At 72.0% G+C, this 15,994-nt stretch carries 16 protein-coding genes, 1 tRNA gene and 1 pseudogene; 5 read left to right on the top strand and 13 right to left on the bottom strand.

Annotation, left to right across the window (positions count from 1 at the left end; translation table 11 throughout):
• Nucleotides 1–658 (top strand): annotated as a pseudogene (locus GT042_RS24200) (hypothetical protein); the annotation flags it as partial.
• A gap of 114 nt (nucleotides 659–772) precedes the next feature.
• Entirely contained in the window at nucleotides 773–1,435 is a 663-nt protein-coding gene (locus GT042_RS24195; protein WP_161310838.1) for an SDR family oxidoreductase, read from the top strand.
• A 96-nt stretch (nucleotides 1,436–1,531) separates the two neighbouring features.
• Here the strand turns inward: GT042_RS24195 and GT042_RS24190 are convergent, their stop codons facing one another.
• The gene (locus tag GT042_RS24190; RefSeq protein WP_345943895.1) at nucleotides 1,532–2,707 is read right to left on the bottom strand and encodes an ATP-grasp domain-containing protein; all 1,176 of its coding nucleotides are present in this window, start codon (nucleotides 2,705–2,707) and stop codon (nucleotides 1,532–1,534) included.
• A 275-nt stretch (nucleotides 2,708–2,982) separates the two neighbouring features.
• Nucleotides 2,983–3,064: transfer RNA gene (locus GT042_RS24185), tRNA-Tyr, on the bottom strand.
• Between the two features lie 252 nt (nucleotides 3,065–3,316).
• Between GT042_RS24185 and GT042_RS24180 the strand changes: the two genes are divergently transcribed.
• Nucleotides 3,317–3,805: a YajQ family cyclic di-GMP-binding protein gene (locus GT042_RS24180; RefSeq protein ID WP_161310837.1), complete on the top strand. Its 489-nt coding sequence runs from the start codon at nucleotides 3,317–3,319 to the stop codon at nucleotides 3,803–3,805.
• Between the two features lie 79 nt (nucleotides 3,806–3,884).
• Complete coding sequence (locus tag GT042_RS24175; RefSeq protein ID WP_161310836.1) at nucleotides 3,885–4,547, top strand: alpha-ketoglutarate-dependent dioxygenase AlkB; 663 nt, start codon at nucleotides 3,885–3,887, stop codon at nucleotides 4,545–4,547.
• A 79-nt stretch (nucleotides 4,548–4,626) separates the two neighbouring features.
• Here GT042_RS24175 and GT042_RS24170 read toward each other — a convergent pair whose 3' ends face one another.
• Nucleotides 4,627–4,902, bottom strand: coding sequence for a GlsB/YeaQ/YmgE family stress response membrane protein (locus GT042_RS24170; RefSeq protein ID WP_161310835.1), 276 nt, complete (start codon nucleotides 4,900–4,902; stop codon nucleotides 4,627–4,629).
• 86 nt (nucleotides 4,903–4,988) lie between these two features.
• Here GT042_RS24170 and GT042_RS24165 point away from each other — a divergent pair, with 86 nt between their 5' ends.
• Entirely contained in the window at nucleotides 4,989–6,311 is a 1,323-nt protein-coding gene (locus tag GT042_RS24165) for an APC family permease (protein ID WP_161310834.1), read from the top strand.
• Here the strand turns inward: GT042_RS24165 and GT042_RS24160 are convergent.
• The 10 genes from GT042_RS24160 to GT042_RS24115 all read right to left on the bottom strand — a co-directional run bounded on the left by GT042_RS24160 (nucleotide 6,293) and on the right by GT042_RS24115 (nucleotide 15,905).
• Nucleotides 6,293–6,502, bottom strand: a complete 210-nt coding sequence (locus GT042_RS24160; protein ID WP_161310833.1) for a hypothetical protein — start codon at nucleotides 6,500–6,502, stop codon at nucleotides 6,293–6,295. The genes GT042_RS24165 and GT042_RS24160 overlap by 19 nt on opposite strands.
• A 127-nt stretch (nucleotides 6,503–6,629) precedes the next feature.
• Nucleotides 6,630–7,022, bottom strand: a complete 393-nt coding sequence (locus GT042_RS24155; protein WP_161310832.1) for a YccF domain-containing protein — start codon at nucleotides 7,020–7,022, stop codon at nucleotides 6,630–6,632.
• Complete coding sequence (gene htpX / locus GT042_RS24150) at nucleotides 7,019–7,882, bottom strand: zinc metalloprotease HtpX (protein WP_161310831.1); 864 nt, start codon at nucleotides 7,880–7,882, stop codon at nucleotides 7,019–7,021. Before htpX ends, GT042_RS24155 begins: the two co-directional genes overlap by 4 nt.
• A gap of 249 nt (nucleotides 7,883–8,131) precedes the next feature.
• Nucleotides 8,132–9,688: an NADH-quinone oxidoreductase subunit N gene (locus tag GT042_RS24145; RefSeq protein ID WP_161310830.1), complete on the bottom strand. Its 1,557-nt coding sequence runs from the start codon at nucleotides 9,686–9,688 to the stop codon at nucleotides 8,132–8,134.
• Nucleotides 9,685–11,337 carry an NADH-quinone oxidoreductase subunit M gene (locus GT042_RS24140; RefSeq protein ID WP_161310839.1) on the bottom strand — a complete coding sequence of 551 codons (1,653 nt, stop codon included), beginning with the start codon at nucleotides 11,335–11,337 and terminating at the stop codon, nucleotides 9,685–9,687. The genes GT042_RS24145 and GT042_RS24140 overlap by 4 nt, the downstream gene beginning before the upstream one ends.
• Nucleotides 11,338–11,364: 27 nt before the next feature.
• Nucleotides 11,365–13,371 carry an NADH-quinone oxidoreductase subunit L gene (locus GT042_RS24135; RefSeq protein ID WP_161310829.1) on the bottom strand — a complete coding sequence of 669 codons (2,007 nt, stop codon included), beginning with the start codon at nucleotides 13,369–13,371 and terminating at the stop codon, nucleotides 11,365–11,367.
• Nucleotides 13,368–13,706 (bottom strand): NADH-quinone oxidoreductase subunit NuoK, encoded by a 339-nt coding sequence (gene nuoK / locus GT042_RS24130; RefSeq protein ID WP_161310828.1) that lies wholly within the window; start codon nucleotides 13,704–13,706, stop codon nucleotides 13,368–13,370. Before nuoK ends, GT042_RS24135 begins: the two co-directional genes overlap by 4 nt.
• Entirely contained in the window at nucleotides 13,706–14,326 is a 621-nt protein-coding gene (locus GT042_RS24125) for an NADH-quinone oxidoreductase subunit J (protein ID WP_161310827.1), read from the bottom strand. Before GT042_RS24125 ends, nuoK begins: the two co-directional genes overlap by 1 nt.
• A complete protein-coding gene (locus GT042_RS24120) occupies nucleotides 14,323–14,937 on the bottom strand; it encodes an NADH-quinone oxidoreductase subunit I (protein ID WP_237531119.1) in 615 nt (204 codons plus the stop codon). The genes GT042_RS24125 and GT042_RS24120 overlap by 4 nt, the downstream gene beginning before the upstream one ends.
• Entirely contained in the window at nucleotides 14,937–15,905 is a 969-nt protein-coding gene (locus GT042_RS24115) for a complex I subunit 1 family protein (protein ID WP_161310826.1), read from the bottom strand. Before GT042_RS24115 ends, GT042_RS24120 begins: the two co-directional genes overlap by 1 nt.
• Nucleotides 15,906–15,994 lie beyond the last annotated feature (89 nt).

Here is a 15,994-nt window from a genome sequence, read left to right as displayed (position 1 = left end):
GCTGGCGGCGGCCGGGGTGACGGTGGTCTGCCTGCCGCAGGGGGTGTGCGGGGGCGTGGGGCAGGGGGCGGTGGAGTGCGGGGGTACGGGGACGCGGCGGGCGGGGACGCCGTACGGGAGTGCGGGGTCGGGCGGGACGCCGTACGGGAACGTCGGATTCGGATCCGGTGGTACGTCGTACGGGAGTGGAACCGGTTCCGGCGGGACGTCGTACGGGAGCGGTGGGTGCGGCGGTACGGATGCGAGGGGCGTCGCGCCCGTCCGGCTGCTGCGGGCCGCCGGGGTACGGGTGGCGGCCGGCAGCGGCGCCCTGCGTGACGTGGCCAATCCGGTCGGGCGGGGCGATCCGCTGGAGGCGGCGTACCTGCTCGCCTCCCGGGGAGGGCTGGCGGCGGAGGACGCGTACGACGCCGTGAGCACGGTGGCGCGGGCGGCGATGGGGCTGCCCGAGGTACGGGTGGAGGCCGGGTTCCCCGCGGAACTGCTGGCCGTGCGGGGCCAGGGGATCGCGGGCGTGCTGTCCCTCGCGTACAGCAGGATCGTCGTTCACCGGGGGCGGGTGGTGGCCCGTACGAGTGCGGTACGGGAGTACTGCGACTCCGAGGCGGCCGTCGCGCTCGAACTGCCGCGCCAGGGAGGGCCGGACGCGCGCCCGTGAGCGTGTCCATGAGCCCGTACGGCGTGCCGGTCGCCCTGCCCGTCGCCGCCGGGCGGTGGTCCGACCGGCTCCGTCCGTGAGCGGGACGGACCGAGCCGACGTACGGTCGGAAGCATGCGAATCGTCATCGCCGGAGGACACGGTCAGATCGCGCTACGGCTGGAGCGGCTGCTCACCGCGCGATCACACGACGTCGCGGGCGTCATCCGCACACCGGAACAGGCCGGGGATCTGCGGGCGGCCGGCGCCGAACCCGTGATCCTGGACCTGGAGTCGACCACGGTCGAGGAGGTCACCGAGGTACTCAAGGGCGCCGACGCGGTCGTCTTCGCGGCGGGCGGGGGCGGCGACGGCAACCGGCAACGCAAGGAGACCGTCGACAAGGGCGGTGCGATCCTCTTCGCGGACGCGGCCGAACGGGCCGGTGTGCGGCGCTACGTCGTCGTCTCGTACATGGGCGCGGACGCCACCCATGAGGGCGACGAGGTCTTCGACTACTACCTGCGGGCCAAGGGCGAGGCCGACGACTACGTGCGGTCCAGGACCGGGCTCGACTGGACGATCGTGCGCTCGGGCGCGATGAAGAACGAGGGCGGGACGGGTCTGGTCAGCCTGGCGGAGAGGACGGGGCGCGGCCCGGTCCAGCGCGACGATGTCGCGGCCGTCCTGGCGGAGCTGCTGGAGACGCCGGGGACGGCGGGCCTGACCCTGGAGCTGATCGGGGGGACGACCCCGGTGAAGGAAGCGGTCGCGGCGGTGGCGGCGGCGAAGGGATAGGCCTCGGCTCGGCAGCTCACCGCCCTTGTGCGAGCGGCCCCCGGTCGGCGTTCTCCGCCGGGCGGGGGCCGTCCTGTTACGCGCGTGGGGCCGTGCTCAGCCGGCCGCCACGGCGGCTGTGGTGGTGACCTTCGCTGCGACTGCGGCTGCTGCTGCGGCTGTCGCCCCGCCGAGGGGCAGCTCGGCTTCCGGGCTGGTGCGCGGCGCCGGAACGCCGTGCGCCGGGAGGCCGTTCACGGGAAGCACGTGGGAGGGCGCGCCCAGGACCTCCGTGGCGGTCTCGGTGATCGCGAGCCGGCCGCCCAGCCGTGGGGCGGGGAGCGGGCCTGTGTCGCCGTGGAGCAGGAGTCGTACGGCCGCCCAGGGCAGGTTCACCCCGGTGAACGCCGTCTGGAAGATTCCCGCCGACGCCCTGGGGTTGGCCTCCAGCAGCACCGGTTCCCCGTTCCGCAGGCGCAGTTGCACATTGGAGAGGTACGCGAGCTTGAAGTGGCGGACGAGGCGGCGCGCGATCGCGGTGGGGGCGGGGTCGTCGAGCAGGTACCGGTAGCGGCCCTGCTTGGACCTCGCGACGCAGGCGAGCAGCGTGCCGCCGGGGGCCGACAGGCAGTCGACGCTCACTTCGGGGCCGTCGAGGAAGGGCATGACGAGGAGTTCGGGAACGGTCTCCCCCTCGTCGGCGGCCCGCCGCAGGGCGTGGGCCACCGCGTCCACGGAGGCCAGCGGAGCGGGCGCGGCCAGCAGGTCCTTGAGGCGCAGGGGCCGGTCGTCCAGGATGCGGAACCCGAACGCCGAGTACTCACCGGCGGGTTTGACGCACACGCGCTCACCGGTGGCCGAGAGTTCCTCCACCGCTTCCCGGAAGCTCGCGGCATCGGAGGCGACCCGCCAGGGCGGTACGGGGATGCCGGCCGCCCCGGCCTCCTCGTACGCGCGGCTCTTGCTGGTCAGCGCGTCGATCGCGGCGGGCGGTGAACACATCAGGCGGGTGCCGCCCTGGGCGAAGACGTCGGTCAGCCCGGCGAGCGCGGCCAGGCGCCGGGGCGGGACGAGGACGTCTATCCCGTGCCGCCGGCAGAAGTCGAGGGCGAAGTCGGCGTAGTTGTCGTCGCTGACATGGCGGGGCTCGACCTCGCCCACGTCGCAGGCCGAGAGCGCGGGGGCGTCCCGGTCGACATTGGTCCCGTAGATACGGACGTCAACGGCGTCCGGGTTGTCGCGCAGCATCCGCATCACCTGGGTCGTGGCCACCCCTGCGCTGCTGAGCCATATCCGTAGCGCTATCGCGAAGCTCCTTCGTCATCAGGGCGCACCCGCCCGGGGCGGCGGCGAAACCGCGCAGGCGAAGCCCGCCGGAGGCCTTGAGAAGCAAGGCCGCCCGACCATGTCCGATCATGTGTGAGCGGATCGTAGCCCGAAACGATGACGATGAGATTTCACGCGCGTCGTGCTCGTGGGCCGCAGGCCGGCCGGCCGTCAGCCGCCGTTCGGCCGGGCACGACAACGGCCCCCGCCCCGCGTCTCCGCGGAACAGGGGCCGTTCGATGTGGCGGCGCCAGGATTCGAACCTGGGAAGGCTAAGCCGGCGGATTTACAGTCCGCTCCCATTGGCCACTCGGGCACACCGCCATGGGATGGTGCTGTCGCCTCGGGAGGACCGTTGGTGCTGGTGTCCCTTGGCGACGACGTAAACGATACCCGATGCCCGGGGGTGCTCCGCCACCCGATTGATCAGCGCTGGGGGCGGGTGCGGGTGACTAGGCTTTGCGGCAGCGGTCGGGCGCCGCCGGTCGTGCGTCGGGCGCCTGACCGGCGCCCGGTTCGCGGCGGACGCGTACCCGGGCCGTACCTCATCGCACCCGATCGAAGGAGCCACAGAACATGGCCGACTCCAGTTTCGACATCGTCTCGAAGGTCGAGCGGCAGGAGGTCGACAACGCCCTCAACCAGACCTCGAAGGAAATCGCGCAGCGGTACGACTTCAAGAACGTCGGAGCGTCGATCGACTGGTCCGGCGAGAAGATCCTGATGCAGGCGAACTCGGAGGAGCGGGTCAAGGCGATCCTCGACGTCTTCCAGTCCAAGCTGATCAAGCGCGGGATCTCGCTGAAGTCGCTGGACGCGGGTGAGCCGCAGCTCTCCGGCAAGGAGTACAAGATCTTCGCCACGATCGAGGAGGGCATCTCCCAGGACAACGCCAAGAAGGTCGCGAAGATCATCCGGGACGAGGGTCCCAAGGGCATCAAGGCGCAGGTCCAGGGCGACGAGCTGCGGGTCAGCTCGAAGAGCCGGGACGACCTCCAGACCGTGATCTCCCTGCTCAAGGGGCGTGACTTCGACTTCGCCCTCCAGTTCGTGAACTACCGGTGACGACGGCGGTACGGGGGCGGGGCGGACGATCCGCTCTCGCCTCCGCCCCCTTCCTCCGCACGCCGGCCCTCTCCGCCCCGTGAGCGGCGAACTGTTCCCGAGGCCGCGCGAGGTGGTCGCGCCCGGGGCGGTGCACGTTCCGGCGTGGCTGTCCGGGGAGCGGCAGCGTGAGCTGGTCACGGCCTGCCGGGAGTGGGCCCGTGGTCCGGTGCCGATCCGTCACACGGTCCTGCCCAACGGGGGCGTGATGTCCGTACGGACCGTCTGTCTCGGCTGGCACTGGCAGCCCTACCGCTACACGCGCACGGCCGGGGACGTGAACGGCGCCCGGGTGGCGGCCTTTCCGCCCTGGCTGGTGGAGTGGGGCAGGGCGGCGGTGGCCGAGGCGTACGGCGACCCGGCGGGCGCCGCCGCGTACACCCCCGACACCGCGCTGATCAACTTCTACGACGGCGACGCGACGATGGGCATGCACCAGGACAAGGACGAGAGGTCCCTGGCACCGGTGGTGTCCCTGAGCATCGGGGACAGCTGTGTCTTCCGTCTGGGCAACACGGAGAACCGGGGGCGGCCGTACCGGGACGTGGAGCTGTCCTCCGGGGACCTCTTCGTCTTCGGAGGGGCGTCGCGCCTGGCGTACCACGGGGTGCCCAAGGTCCGCCCGGGAACGGGCGATCCGGCCACGGGGATGGCCGGCGGACGGCTGAACATCACCTTGCGGGAGACCGGGCTCGGTGGGTGAGCGCCGGTCGGTGGGCGCCGGTCGGTGAGCCCCCGTCTGCGGGTCCTGTCGGCGGAGCCCCGTCAGCGGTTCCTACCCGTCAGCGGGTCCTGGAGCGGGAGTTGCCGAAGAGGAGCCGGTAGATGACCAGCAGGACGAACGCCCCGCCGATGGCCGCGAGCCAGGTGGGCCCGTCGTAGAAGTCCTTGTTGATGGGGTGGTCGAGCCAGCGCGCCGATATCCAGCCGCCGACGAAGGCCCCCGCGATGCCGATGAGCGTCGTCCCGATCAGCCCGCCCGGGTCCCGTCCGGGAAGCAGAATCTTGGCCGCGGCTCCGGCGAGGAGTCCGAGAATGATCCAGCCGAGGATGCCCATGTCCTGAACCTGCCTTTCGTGCAGTGTTGTCCCGGAAGACGCCCCGGGGACCGGGCGCGGTTGCGGAGATCCGTAGCCTGCGCCGTATGACACAGGAGTTGCGGCGCACGCTGGGCGTGTTCGACGCGGTGGTGGTCGGACTGGGGGCGATGGTCGGGGCGGGGATCTTCGTCGCTCTGGGGCCCGCGGCGAAGGCCGCGGGGTCGGGTCTGTTGCTGGGGCTGGGGCTGGCGGCGGTGGTCGCGTACTGCAACGCCATGTCGTCGGCCCGGCTGGCCGTCCTCTACCCCGCATCCGGTGGGACATACATCTATGGGCGCGAGCGGCTCGGCCCGTTCTGGGGGTACCTGGCGGGCTGGGCCTTTGTCGTGGGGAAGACGGCGTCGTGCGCGGCCATGGCTCTGACGGTCGGCGCCTACCTGTGGCCGGGGCGGGAACACGCCGTGGCCGTGGCGGCGGTCGTGGCGCTGACCGCCGTGAACTACCGGGGCGTTCAGAAGTCGGCGTGGCTGACGCGGGTCGTGGTGGCGGTCGTGCTCGTGATCCTTTCCGTGGTCGTGGTGGTGTGCCTCGGCTCGGACGCGGCCGGGGCGGGGTGGCCGGCGCCGGTCGCCGACGCGTCCGCCGGCGGGGTGCTCCAGGCGGCGGGCCTGCTGTTCTTCGCCTTCGCGGGGTACGCGCGGATCGCCACGCTGGGCGAGGAGGTGCGTGATCCGGTCCGTACGATCCCGCGTGCCGTGCCCCTCGCGCTGGGTATCGCGCTGGTCGTCTACGCGGCGGTGGCCGTGGCGGTCCTTTCCGTGCTGGGGGCCGGTGCGCTGGGTGGGTCGTCCGCGCCGCTCACCGATGCCGTACGGGCCGCGGGCGCGCCGTGGCTCGTGCCGGTGGTGCGGGCCGGGGCCGCGGTGGCGGCGCTCGGCTCGCTGCTGGCGCTGATCCTGGGGGTGTCCCGGACGACCCTGGCGATGGCGCGGGACAGGCATCTGCCGGAAGGGCTGTCCGCCGTCCATACGCGTTTCCATGTGCCGCACCGGGCGGAGCTGGCGGTGGGCGCCGTCGTGGCGGTGGTGGCGGCCACCACGGACGTGCGCGGCGCGATCGGTTTCTCGTCGTTCGGCGTACTGGCCTACTACGCGATCGCCAACGCCTCGGCGTGGACGCTGGGCACGGGCCGGGTGGTCGGCGCCCGGGTGGTCGGCACCCGGGTGGTCGGCACCCGGGTGGTCGGCACCCGGGTGGTCGGCACCCGGGTGGTGGCGGCGGGTGGGCTGGTGGGGTGTGTGGCGCTGGCCTGTGCCCTGCCGCTCGCCTCGGTGGTCTCCGGTGCGGGGGTGCTGGCACTGGGGGCACTCATCTACGCCGCGCGGCGGTCCCGGCCCGGGCGGCGGACTCAGGCCGCGGGTATGTAGGAGCGGAAGTCCGGCCACGGCCGGGCCTCCGCGTCGCTCTCCTCGTCCTCCGACCAGGACGTGCCGTCGACCCAGGCGTGCTGCCACGCGGCAAGGGTGGGCGCGGCCACGGGCCAGGCGGGGTCGGGCAGCCCGCGGACGGGCGTGCGGATCGGGGCGACGGCCTCCGGCAACTGCTCGGTGTCGGTCATGTGCTCATGGTGGACCATGCCACTGACAATGGGCCTGGAACCACTCCGACCTGCGGTTTCTCTCTCCGCAAACCGGTTCGCCGGCCCGCCGCGGGCCGGTCCGGGGGCCCGTGCGGGCGAGCCTGTCTCAGCGCACCACGAAGGGCTGGTCGGTCGGGACGACCTCCTTGCCCAGCGGCATCAGTGAGATCGGGATCAGCTTGAAGTTGGCGAGGCCCAGCGGGATGCCGATGATCGTCACGCAGAGCGCGATGCCCGTGAAGATGTGGCCGAGGGCCAGCCACCAGCCGGCCAGGACCAGCCACAGGATGTTGCCGACGAACGAGGGCGCGCCCGCGTCGGGGCGGTCGATCGCCGTGTAGCCGAACGGCCACAGGGCGTAGAGGCCGATGCGGAAGGCCGCGAGGCCGAAGGGGATCCCGATGATCGTGACGCAGAGCACCAGCCCCGCCACGACATAGGCCAGGAACATCCAGAAGCCGCACAACACGAGCCAGACCACATTCAGGAGGGTTCTCATGATCGTCGACCTGCCATTCGCTCTAGTCGGGCGATACGTTCCGCCATCGGCGGATGCGTGGAGAACAGCTTGGACACCCCCTGGCCAGGGCGGAAGGGGTTCGCGATCATCATGTGGCTCGCGGTCTCGATCCGCGGCTCGGACGGCAGGGGCAACTGTTTTGTCCCCGCATCCAGCTTACGCAGCGCGCTGGCGAGGGCCAGCGGGTCGCCGGTGATCTGGGCGCCCGAGGCGTCCGCCTCGTACTCGCGGGAACGGCTGACGGCCAGCTGGATCACCGAGGCGGCGAGCGGCCCCAGGACCAGGACCAGCAGGAAGCCGACGATGCCGGGGCCGTCGTCGTCGTCCGAGCGGCCGACGGGGATCAGCCAGGCGAAATTCACCAGGAACATCACGACGGAGGCGAGCGCGCCGGCGACCGACGAGATCAGGATGTCGCGGTTGTAGACATGGCTCAGCTCGTGGCCCAGGACTCCGCGCAGCTCGCGCTCGTCGAGGATCTGGAGGATCCCTTCCGTGCAGCACACGGCGGCGTTGCGCGGGTTGCGGCCGGTGGCGAAGGCGTTGGGGGCCTGGGTCGGTGAGATGTACAGCCTCGGCATGGGCTGGCGGGAGGCGGTGGAGAGCTCGCGGACGATGCGGTAGAGCTGGGGGGCCTCGAATTCGCTGACGGGCCGGGCCCGCATCGCGCGCAGGGCCAGCTTGTCGCTGTTCCAGTACGCGTACGCGTTCGTCCCGACGGCCACGACCAGCGCGACGATCAACCCCGTACGGCCGAAGAAGCTGCCGATGACGATGATGAGCGCGGAGAGGCCCCCGAGGAGTACGGCCGTTCTCAACCCGTTGTGCCGGCGGTGCACGGTACGCCCTCCAGATCGTGCGGCAGGGGAACCCTCTGCGGAGTGCTGCTCCACTCTTCAGTGGACGCTTCCGTACTGGTCAACGCCAGGCGGAGGGTTCGGGTTCCCTGACGCCCCGGCCCGGGGCGTACGCCGTCCGGGTGGCGGCCGTCCCGGCGGAGGCGGGCCTGCGGGCCCCAGGGGGCTGCCAGGGCCCCTGAGGGGGGCACCCTCCGGTCGGCGGGGTGCCTCAGGGGGACGCCGTACGGGTCAGAACAGGTTGACGTCGGCGAAGCGCAGGACGAGCTGCGGGGCTCCCGACAGGGCGACACCGATGGCGGCGGTCAGGGCGATCGCCACGGTGAGGGGGACGGGGGTGGCGTGCGCGGACAGTTCTCCGTTCCCGGCCGGCCGGACGGCCGCGCCGGCCGGTGCCTCCTCGCCCTCCGGGGCGCGGAAGAGGAGCGCCGTCCACCGAAGGTAGTAGTAGAGGGCGATCACGACGTTCACCGCCATGAAGACGGCCAGCCAGCCGAGACCCGCGTCGACGGCCGCGGAGAAGACCGTGACCTTGGCGAACAGGCCGATGATGCCGGGCGGCAGCCCCGCCAGGCAGAGCAGGAAGAACGCCAGGGCGACGGCGGCGGCCGGGCGGCGCGCGTACAGGCCCCGGTAGTCGGCGATCCGGTTCTCCGGTTCCGTACGGGCCACCAGGGCGACGACGGCGAAGGCGCCGAGGTTCACGACGGCGTACATGAGGGCGTACGCGACGGTGGAGCCGATCCGGTCCCCGTCGGCGTACGCGGACGACGCGATCGGCACCAGCAGGTAGCCGGCCTGCGCCACCGAGGACCAGGCCAGGAGGCGTACGGCGCTCCACGCGCGTGTGGCGGACTGCCGGAGGGCGGCGACGTTCCCGACGGTCATCGTCAGCGCGGCGAGGAAGGCGAGAACGGGGCCCCACACGTCCGCGTACGACGGGAACGCGACGACCGTGACCAGGATCAGTCCGGTGAAGCCGACGGCCTTGCCGACGACGGAGAGGTAGGCGGCGATGGGCAGCGGAGCGCCCACGTAGGTGTCGGGGACCCAGAAGTGGAAGGGGGCGGCGGCGGTCTTGAAGGCGAAGCCGACGAGGGTGAGGGCGACCCCGGCCCGGGCGAGGGTGGCCAGCTGTCCCGGGACGTCGTCCAGCACGCCGGCGATCTCCGTGAGGTGCAGGGTGCCGGTGGTGGCGTACACGAAGCTGACGCCCAGCAGCATCACGGCCGTCGCGGTGACCGACGAGAGGAAGAACTTCAGCGCGGCCTCGGAGGACAGCCGGTCGCCGCGCTTGAGCCCGACCAGGGCGAAGGCGGGCAGCGAGGCCACTTCGAGGGCGACGACGAGGGTGGCGAGGTCGCGGGACGCGGGCAGCAGGGCGGCGCCGGCCGCCGAGGAGAGCAGCAGGAACCAGAACTCCCCCGCCGGGAGGTCCTTGGTCCCGGTCAGGGAGAGCAGGGCGGTGAGCAGGGCCCCGCCGAGCACCAGCAGCTGGATGACCAGCGTGAAGTGGTCGGCGGTGTAGCTGCACGCGCCGGTTCCGCCGTTCTCGCCGGAGAGGCAGAACGTCGAGCGGTCGTCGTTCCACAGCGGCAGCAGAAAGGCCATCGAGGCGGCGAGGCCGGCGATCGCGAGGCCGCCGAGGAGCTGTTTGCGGTGCTCGGGGACGAAGAGGTCGGCCACAAGGACGACCAGGGCGACCACGGCGGTGAGGGTGGGGGGCGCGATCGCGAGCCAGTCGACGGACTGGACGAGGCTGGCGACGCCGTCGGCGGCCACGGTCACGACATGCCTCCTGCGAGGAGCTTCTGCACGGCCGGGTCGGTGAGGCCGAGGAGGACCGCGGGCCAGAGGCCGGCGAGGACGGTGAGGGCGACGAGCGGGGTCCAGGCGACGAGTTCGTACGTCCGAACGTCGGCGAAGCCCGGTGCGGCCGGGGTTCCGCGGGCGCCGGTGTCCGGGGCGGCCGGGGTGTCCGTGATGGCCGGGGTGTCCGGGGCGCCTGTCGCACCGGTTTCGTGCGGGGCCTGCACGCCCATGCACACCCTGCGTACGACGATCAGAAGATATGCGGCGGTGAGGAGGGTGCCGAGGCCCGCGACGGCCATGAAGGTGAGGAAGGCGGGCCGGCTCAGGCCGTCGGCGGGGTCGAAGGCGCCGAACATCGTGAGCATCTCGCCCCAGAACCCGGCGAGGCCGGGCAGCCCGAGGGAGGCGACGGCCGCGAAGGCGAGCAGGCCGCCGAGGCGGGGCGCGCGGCCGTAGAGCGCGGCGCCCGTGGCACCGGCGAGGGTGTCCAGGTCGGCGGTGCCGTACCGGTCTTTGAGGGCGCCGACCAGGAAGAACAGCAGGCCGGTGATGAGGCCGTGGGCGATGTTGGCGAAGAGCGCGCCGTTCACTCCGGTGGGGGTCATCGTGGCGATGCCGAGCAGCACGAAGCCCATGTGGCCGACGGAGGAGTACGCGATCAGCCGCTTGAGGTCGCCGCCCGCGCCCTGCCGGGCGAGGGCGAGGCAGGCGAGGGACCCGTAGATGATGCCGACGACGGCGAAGGCCGCGAGGTAGGGCGCGAAGGTCCGCATCCCGTCGGGGGCGATGGGCAGGACGATCCGGACGAAACCGTACGTACCCATCTTGAGCAGGACCCCGGCGAGCAGGACCGACCCGACGGTCGGGGCGGCGGTGTGGGCGTCCGGGAGCCAGCTGTGCAGCGGCCACATCGGGGTCTTCACGGCGAGGCCGACGCCGATCGCCAGAACGGCGATGACCTGCGTGGACGTGCTGAGCCCACGGCCGTTGTCAGTGGCGAGTGCCACCATGTCGAATGTGCCCGCCCTCAGCCCGATGAGGAGCAGGCCGAGCAGCATGACCACGGAACCGAGCAGGGTGTAGAGGATGAATTTCCAGGCCGCCGCCTGCCGGCCGCCCGGGACGCCTTCCGAGCCGCCCCAGCGGGCGATGAGGAAGTACATCGGGATCAGCACCATCTCGAAGGCCAGGAAGAAGAGCAGCAGGTCGAGGACGGCGAAGGTGGCGAGGGTGCCGGATTCGAGGAGGAGCAGCAGGGCGACGAACGCCTTGGGCGAGGGGCCCGAGGGCATCTTGAAGTAGCTGTAGAGCGCGCAGAGGAAGGTCAGCAGCGCGGTCAGGACCAGAAGGGGGAGCGAAATGCCGTCGATGCCGAGGTGGATGCGGACGTCCAGCGCCGCGATCCAGCTGATGTCCGTGGTGGCCTGCATCCTCGACGCGTGGTCGCGGTCGAAGCCGAGGGCCAGGACGATCGCGGCGGCGAGGATCGCGCCGGTGACGGTGACGCCGTGGCGGAGCACGGCCTGGTCGGGGCCGCGGCCCTTGAGTCCGGGCGGTGCGGGGAGGAAGACGGCGGCGGCGCCGACGAGCGGTCCGGCGACGATCAACGCCAGAAGGGCCTGCATCACGGATTCACTGATATCGATCACGGCTCACGCTCCGGCGGCGACGAGTACGGCGGCGATCGCCAGGACGACGGAGCCGGCCAGCAGGGCGCTCAGGTAGGTCTGCACGTTGCCCGTCTGGGCGCGGCGGACGGCGGCGCCGAGCCAGCGGGTGCCGGTGCCCGCGCCGCGTACGTACGTGTCGACGACCTCGCGGTCGAGGAAGCGGACGAGTTGGGCCGCGGCGAGGACGGGGCGGACGAACAGGCGGTCGTAGAGCCCGTCCAGGTGGAATCCGGCCGCCGCGTGGGGGTGGAGGCGGCCCAGCAGCAGACGGCCCGGGTCGGCCGGGTCGTGGGCCGCGCCGATGTCCCCGTAGGCGGCGAGGTGCGTCTCGATGGCTTCGATCTCCGATTGGGCCGGCTCCGCGTCGGGGTGCGCGGCGACGGCGCCGAGGGGGGTGCGGCCGGTCAGCGCCGAGGTATGGCGCCAGGCGCCGTAGAGGGTCAGGCCGCCGACGAGCGCGACGCCTGTGCCCAGGACGGAGGTGGTGAGGTTCGGCGCCAGGCTGTCGCCGTCGAACCAGTCGGCGAGGTAGCCGACGGTCAGACCGAGTGCGAGGGAGGGGATGGCGAGGACCCACAGGACGGCGTTCATGGCGACGGGCTGCTTGCCGTGGTCGGGGGCCTCGGCGCCGTGGCCGCGGAAGGCGAGGAGCCACAGGCGGGTGGCGTACGCGGCGGTGAGGAGCGCGGTCGCCAGGCCGGCAACGAGCACGACCCAGCCGGCGGCGCCGGGCGCGGTGTGGGCGGTGCCGAGGGCGGTGTGCTCGGCGACGACGAGGACGGACTCCTTCGAGAAGAAGCCGGCGAAGGGAGGGATCGCGGCGAGGGCGAGCAGGGCGACCGTCATCGTCCAGAAGGCGTCGGGGATGCGCTTGGCGAGGCCGCCCATGCGGGACATGGCGGCGAGCGAGTTGGTGCCGGCGGCGTGGATGATCACGCCGGCGCCGAGGAAGAGGAGGGCCTTGAACGCGCCGTGGGAGATCAGGTGGAAGACGGCCGCGCTGCGGTCGCCGAGGGCCAGGGCGCCCGACATGTAGCCGAGTTGGCCGATGGTCGAGTAGGCGAGGACCCGTTTGATGTCGTCCTGGGCGAGGGCGGCGAGGGCCGAGCCGACCATGGTGATCGCGGCCATCACGGCGAGGACGACCAGGGCGGCCTTCGAGGCGGTGAACACGGGAAGGAGGCGGGCCACGAAGTAGATGCCGGCGGCGACCATCGTCGCGGCGTGGATCAGCGCGGAGACGGGGGTGGGGCCCGCCATCGCGTCGGGGAGCCACGTGTGGAGGGGGAACTGCGCGGACTTGCCCGCGACGCCCGCGAGCAGCAGCAGGGCGATCAGGGTGGGGTGGTCGAGGCCGCCCTCCGCGACCTTGTCCAGGATGCCGGTGATCCGGAACGTGCCGGTGTCGGCGGCGAGGGCGAACAGGCCGATCAGGAAGGGGACATCGCCGAGTTTGGTGATCAGGAAGGCCTTGAGGGAGGCGGCGCGCGCCTCGGGGGTCTCCCAGTAGTGGCCGACGAGGAAGTACGAGCAGATGCCCATGATCTCCCAGCCGACCAGGAGCACCATCAGGTCGCCGGAGTAGACGACGAGCAGCATCGCGGAGGTGAAGAGGGAGACGAGGGCGGCGTACGACGGGTAGCGGGCGTCGTCGCGCAGATAGGCCGTCGAGTAGATCTGCACGCAGGTGGCGACGGTGCCGACGAGGACGGCGACCAGCGCGGCGAAGCCGTCGATGTGCAGGGCGAGGTCGATGGGGACCGAGCCCGTGGGGGTGAGCCGGGTCGCCGCGTCCAGCGGCGCCGTGCCGTTGCCCGCGCCGCCGCCCTGGCGTACGGCGACCGTGATCGCGAGCGCGGTGGCCGTCAGGGTGGGCAGGACGGCCAGAGGGCGGACGAATCCCGGTGCGGTGCGGCCCAGCAGCAGTCCGGCGGCGGCGCCGAGGAACGGCAGGAGGGGGACGAGAACGGCGAGGGTGGTGGTGGTCACGCGGTGGCCTCAGTCTTGGTGCCGTCGGGGGCCTCGGCGGTGTCGCGGAGCCGGTCGATGTCCGAGGTGCCGCGGTTGCGGTACACCATCAGGACGATCGCCAGGCCGATGCCGATCTCGGCGGCGGCGACGGCGATGACGAACAGGGTCAGGGCCTGGCCGGAGTGCAGGGTGTCCCGGAGCCAGACGTCGAAGGCGACCAGGTTGAGGTTGACGGCGTTGAGCATCAGCTCGACGGACATCAGGACGAGGATCGCGTTGCGGCGGGCGAGGACGCCGTAGATCCCGGTGCAGAACAGGAGGGCCGCGAGGACGGCGGGATAGGCGAGGTGCATCAGCGCGTCTCCTTGCCGGGGCCGGGGCGGGAATCGGTGGCCGTGCCGGTGCTGTCGGGGCCGGCCGGGGTGTCGCTCTTCTTGCGGGAGAGGACGATCGCGCCGACCAGTGCCGCCAGCAGCAGGACGGACAGGGCCTCGAAGGGCAGTACCCAGTGACGGAAGAGGAACTGTCCCGACACCTTCGTGGAGCCCTGCGCCGGTCCTTCCAGGTCGACCCAGGTCGTACGGAACGCGTCGACGACCACCCAGACCAGCGCGGCGGCAGCCGCCACGGCGACCGCGAGGGCGACCTTGCGGTTCTCCGAGTCGGCGTCCGGCGAGTGCCCGATGGGCGCCTTGGTGAGCATCAGTCCGAAGAGGAGGAGGACCACGACGGAACCGACATAGATGAGGACCTGCACCCAGGCGATGAACTCCGCCGTCAGCAGCAGGTATTCGACGGCGAGGCCGCCGAGGGTCACGACGAGCCAGAGGGCGGCGTGCACCAGCTGTCTCGTCGTGACGGTGACGAGGGCCGCGCCGAAGGTGACCAGGCCGACGAGGACAAACGCGATCTCGACGCCGCTCGGGGACAGGAAGCCGTGGCCGGCTGCGGCGGTGGTTGCTGCGAGGGTCACTCGCCCGCCTCCTGACCGGGCTGCCCCGGCTCGTCCGCCGACGGTGCCGGTGCAGGTGCAGGTGCGGGTGCCGGTGCTGCTGACGCCGCTGCCGCTGCGAGTTTGTCGGCCGTCTTGTGGGCCGCGGTGAGCTCCTTGGGCTCCTCGGCGCCGGGGTCGAGGGCGGGCGGCGCCGGCACCGTCCACATCCAGTCGCGGAGCTTGTCCCGCTCGTGGGTGAGGTCGCGGATGTCCGTCTCCGCGTACTCGAACTCCGGTGACCAGAACAGCGCGTCGAAAGGACAGACCTCGATGCAGATACCGCAGTACATGCAGAGCGAGAAGTCGATGGCGAACCGGTCGAGGACGTTGCGGCTGCGCTCCCGGCCGCCGGGGGCGGCGGCCGGGACGGTCTCCTTGTGGGAGTCGATGTAGATGCACCAGTCGGGGCACTCACGGGCGCAGAGCATGCAGACCGTGCAGTTCTCCTCGAACAGGCCGATCACCCCCCGGGAGCGGGGCGGCAGTTCGGGCTGGGCGTCCGGGTACTGGGCGGTGACGGTCTTCCGCGTCATCGTCCGCAAGGTGACGGCCAGCCCCTTGGCCAGGCCGGAGCCGGGGATCGGGGACATCAGTTGATCGCCACCTTCACGATGCCGGTGAGCGCGATCTGCGCGAGGGCGAGGGGGATGAGCACGGTCCAGGCGAGCTTCTGCAACTGGTCCTCGCGCAGGCGGGGGTAGCTCACCCGCAGCCAGATGACGACGAAGGCGAGCACGGCGGTCTTGAGGAGGGTCCAGACCCAGCCGAACCCGTCACCCCCGAGGGGGCCGTGCCAGCCGCCGAGGAACAGGACGGTGGTCAGACCGCACAGGACGACGATGCCCGCGTACTCCGCGAGCAGGAAGAGCGCGAAGCGCAGCCCGGTGTACTCGGTGTACGCGCCGAAGATGATCTCGGAGTCGGCGACGGGCATGTCGAAGGGCGGGCGCTGGAGTTCGGCGAGGCCCGCGACGAAGAAGACGAGGGCGCCGACGATCTGCCACGGCACCCACCACCACTCGAACGCGTGGAGGATGCCGGGCAGCGAGACCGTGCCGGCCGCCATGGCCACGGAGGCGGCTGCGAGGAGCATCGGCAGTTCGTACGCGAGCAGTTGGGCGGCGGTGCGTAGGCCGCCGAGAAGGGAGAACTTGTTGGCGGACGCCCAGCCCGCCATGAGCGAGCCGAGCACGCCGACCCCCATCACGGCGAGCACGAAGAAGATGCCCGCGTCGACGACCTGGCCGACGGCGCCCTCGCTCGGGCCGACCGGGATCACGACCAGGACGAGGAGGTACGGGAGGAGGGCGACGGCGGGGGCCAGTTGGAAGACACGGCGGTCGGCGGCGGCCGGGACGATGTCTTCCTTCTGGGCGAACTTCACGCCGTCCGCGACGAGTTGGGCCCAGCCGTGGAAGCCGCCCGCGTACATGGGGCCGAGGCGGCCCTGCATGTGGGCCATCACCTTGTGCTCGGCCTGCCCCACGACGAGCGGGAGGACGAGGAACACAGCGAAGACGACGATCAGCCGGAGGGCGACGTCGAGTACGTCGTTCACGCGTCTCCTTCGGGCCGGTCGGTGTCGGGGGCGGGCCGGTCCGGCTCCGGGGCGGGGCGCTCGGCGTCGGGGGCGGGACGCTCCGGCTC

The sequence above is a fragment of the Streptomyces sp. SID3212 genome, from assembly GCF_009865405.1.
Lineage (GTDB): Bacteria > Actinomycetota > Actinomycetes > Streptomycetales > Streptomycetaceae > Streptomyces.
This window is presented reverse-complemented; position numbering and strand designations above follow the sequence as displayed.

What these genes read in the sequence shown, in the direction of transcription:
- GT042_RS24160 (WP_161310833.1), bottom strand. Translation starts at nt 6,502, where the DNA reads ATGACCGACACCGAGCAGTTGCCGGAGGCCGTCGCCCCGATCCGCACG.
- GT042_RS24165 (WP_161310834.1), top strand. Translation starts at nt 4,989, where the DNA reads ATGACACAGGAGTTGCGGCGCACGCTGGGCGTGTTCGACGCGGTGGTG.
- GT042_RS24180 (WP_161310837.1), top strand. Translation starts at nt 3,317, where the DNA reads ATGGCCGACTCCAGTTTCGACATCGTCTCGAAGGTCGAGCGGCAGGAG.
- GT042_RS24170 (WP_161310835.1), bottom strand. Translation starts at nt 4,902, where the DNA reads ATGGGCATCCTCGGCTGGATCATTCTCGGACTCCTCGCCGGAGCCGCG.
- GT042_RS24195 (WP_161310838.1), top strand. Translation starts at nt 773, where the DNA reads ATGCGAATCGTCATCGCCGGAGGACACGGTCAGATCGCGCTACGGCTG.
- GT042_RS24140 (WP_161310839.1), bottom strand. Translation starts at nt 11,337, where the DNA reads ATGCAGGCCCTTCTGGCGTTGATCGTCGCCGGACCGCTCGTCGGCGCC.
- nuoK (WP_161310828.1), bottom strand. Translation starts at nt 13,706, where the DNA reads ATGCACCTCGCCTATCCCGCCGTCCTCGCGGCCCTCCTGTTCTGCACC.
- GT042_RS24155 (WP_161310832.1), bottom strand. Translation starts at nt 7,022, where the DNA reads ATGAGAACCCTCCTGAATGTGGTCTGGCTCGTGTTGTGCGGCTTCTGG.
- GT042_RS24120 (WP_237531119.1), bottom strand. Translation starts at nt 14,937, where the DNA reads ATGTCCCCGATCCCCGGCTCCGGCCTGGCCAAGGGGCTGGCCGTCACC.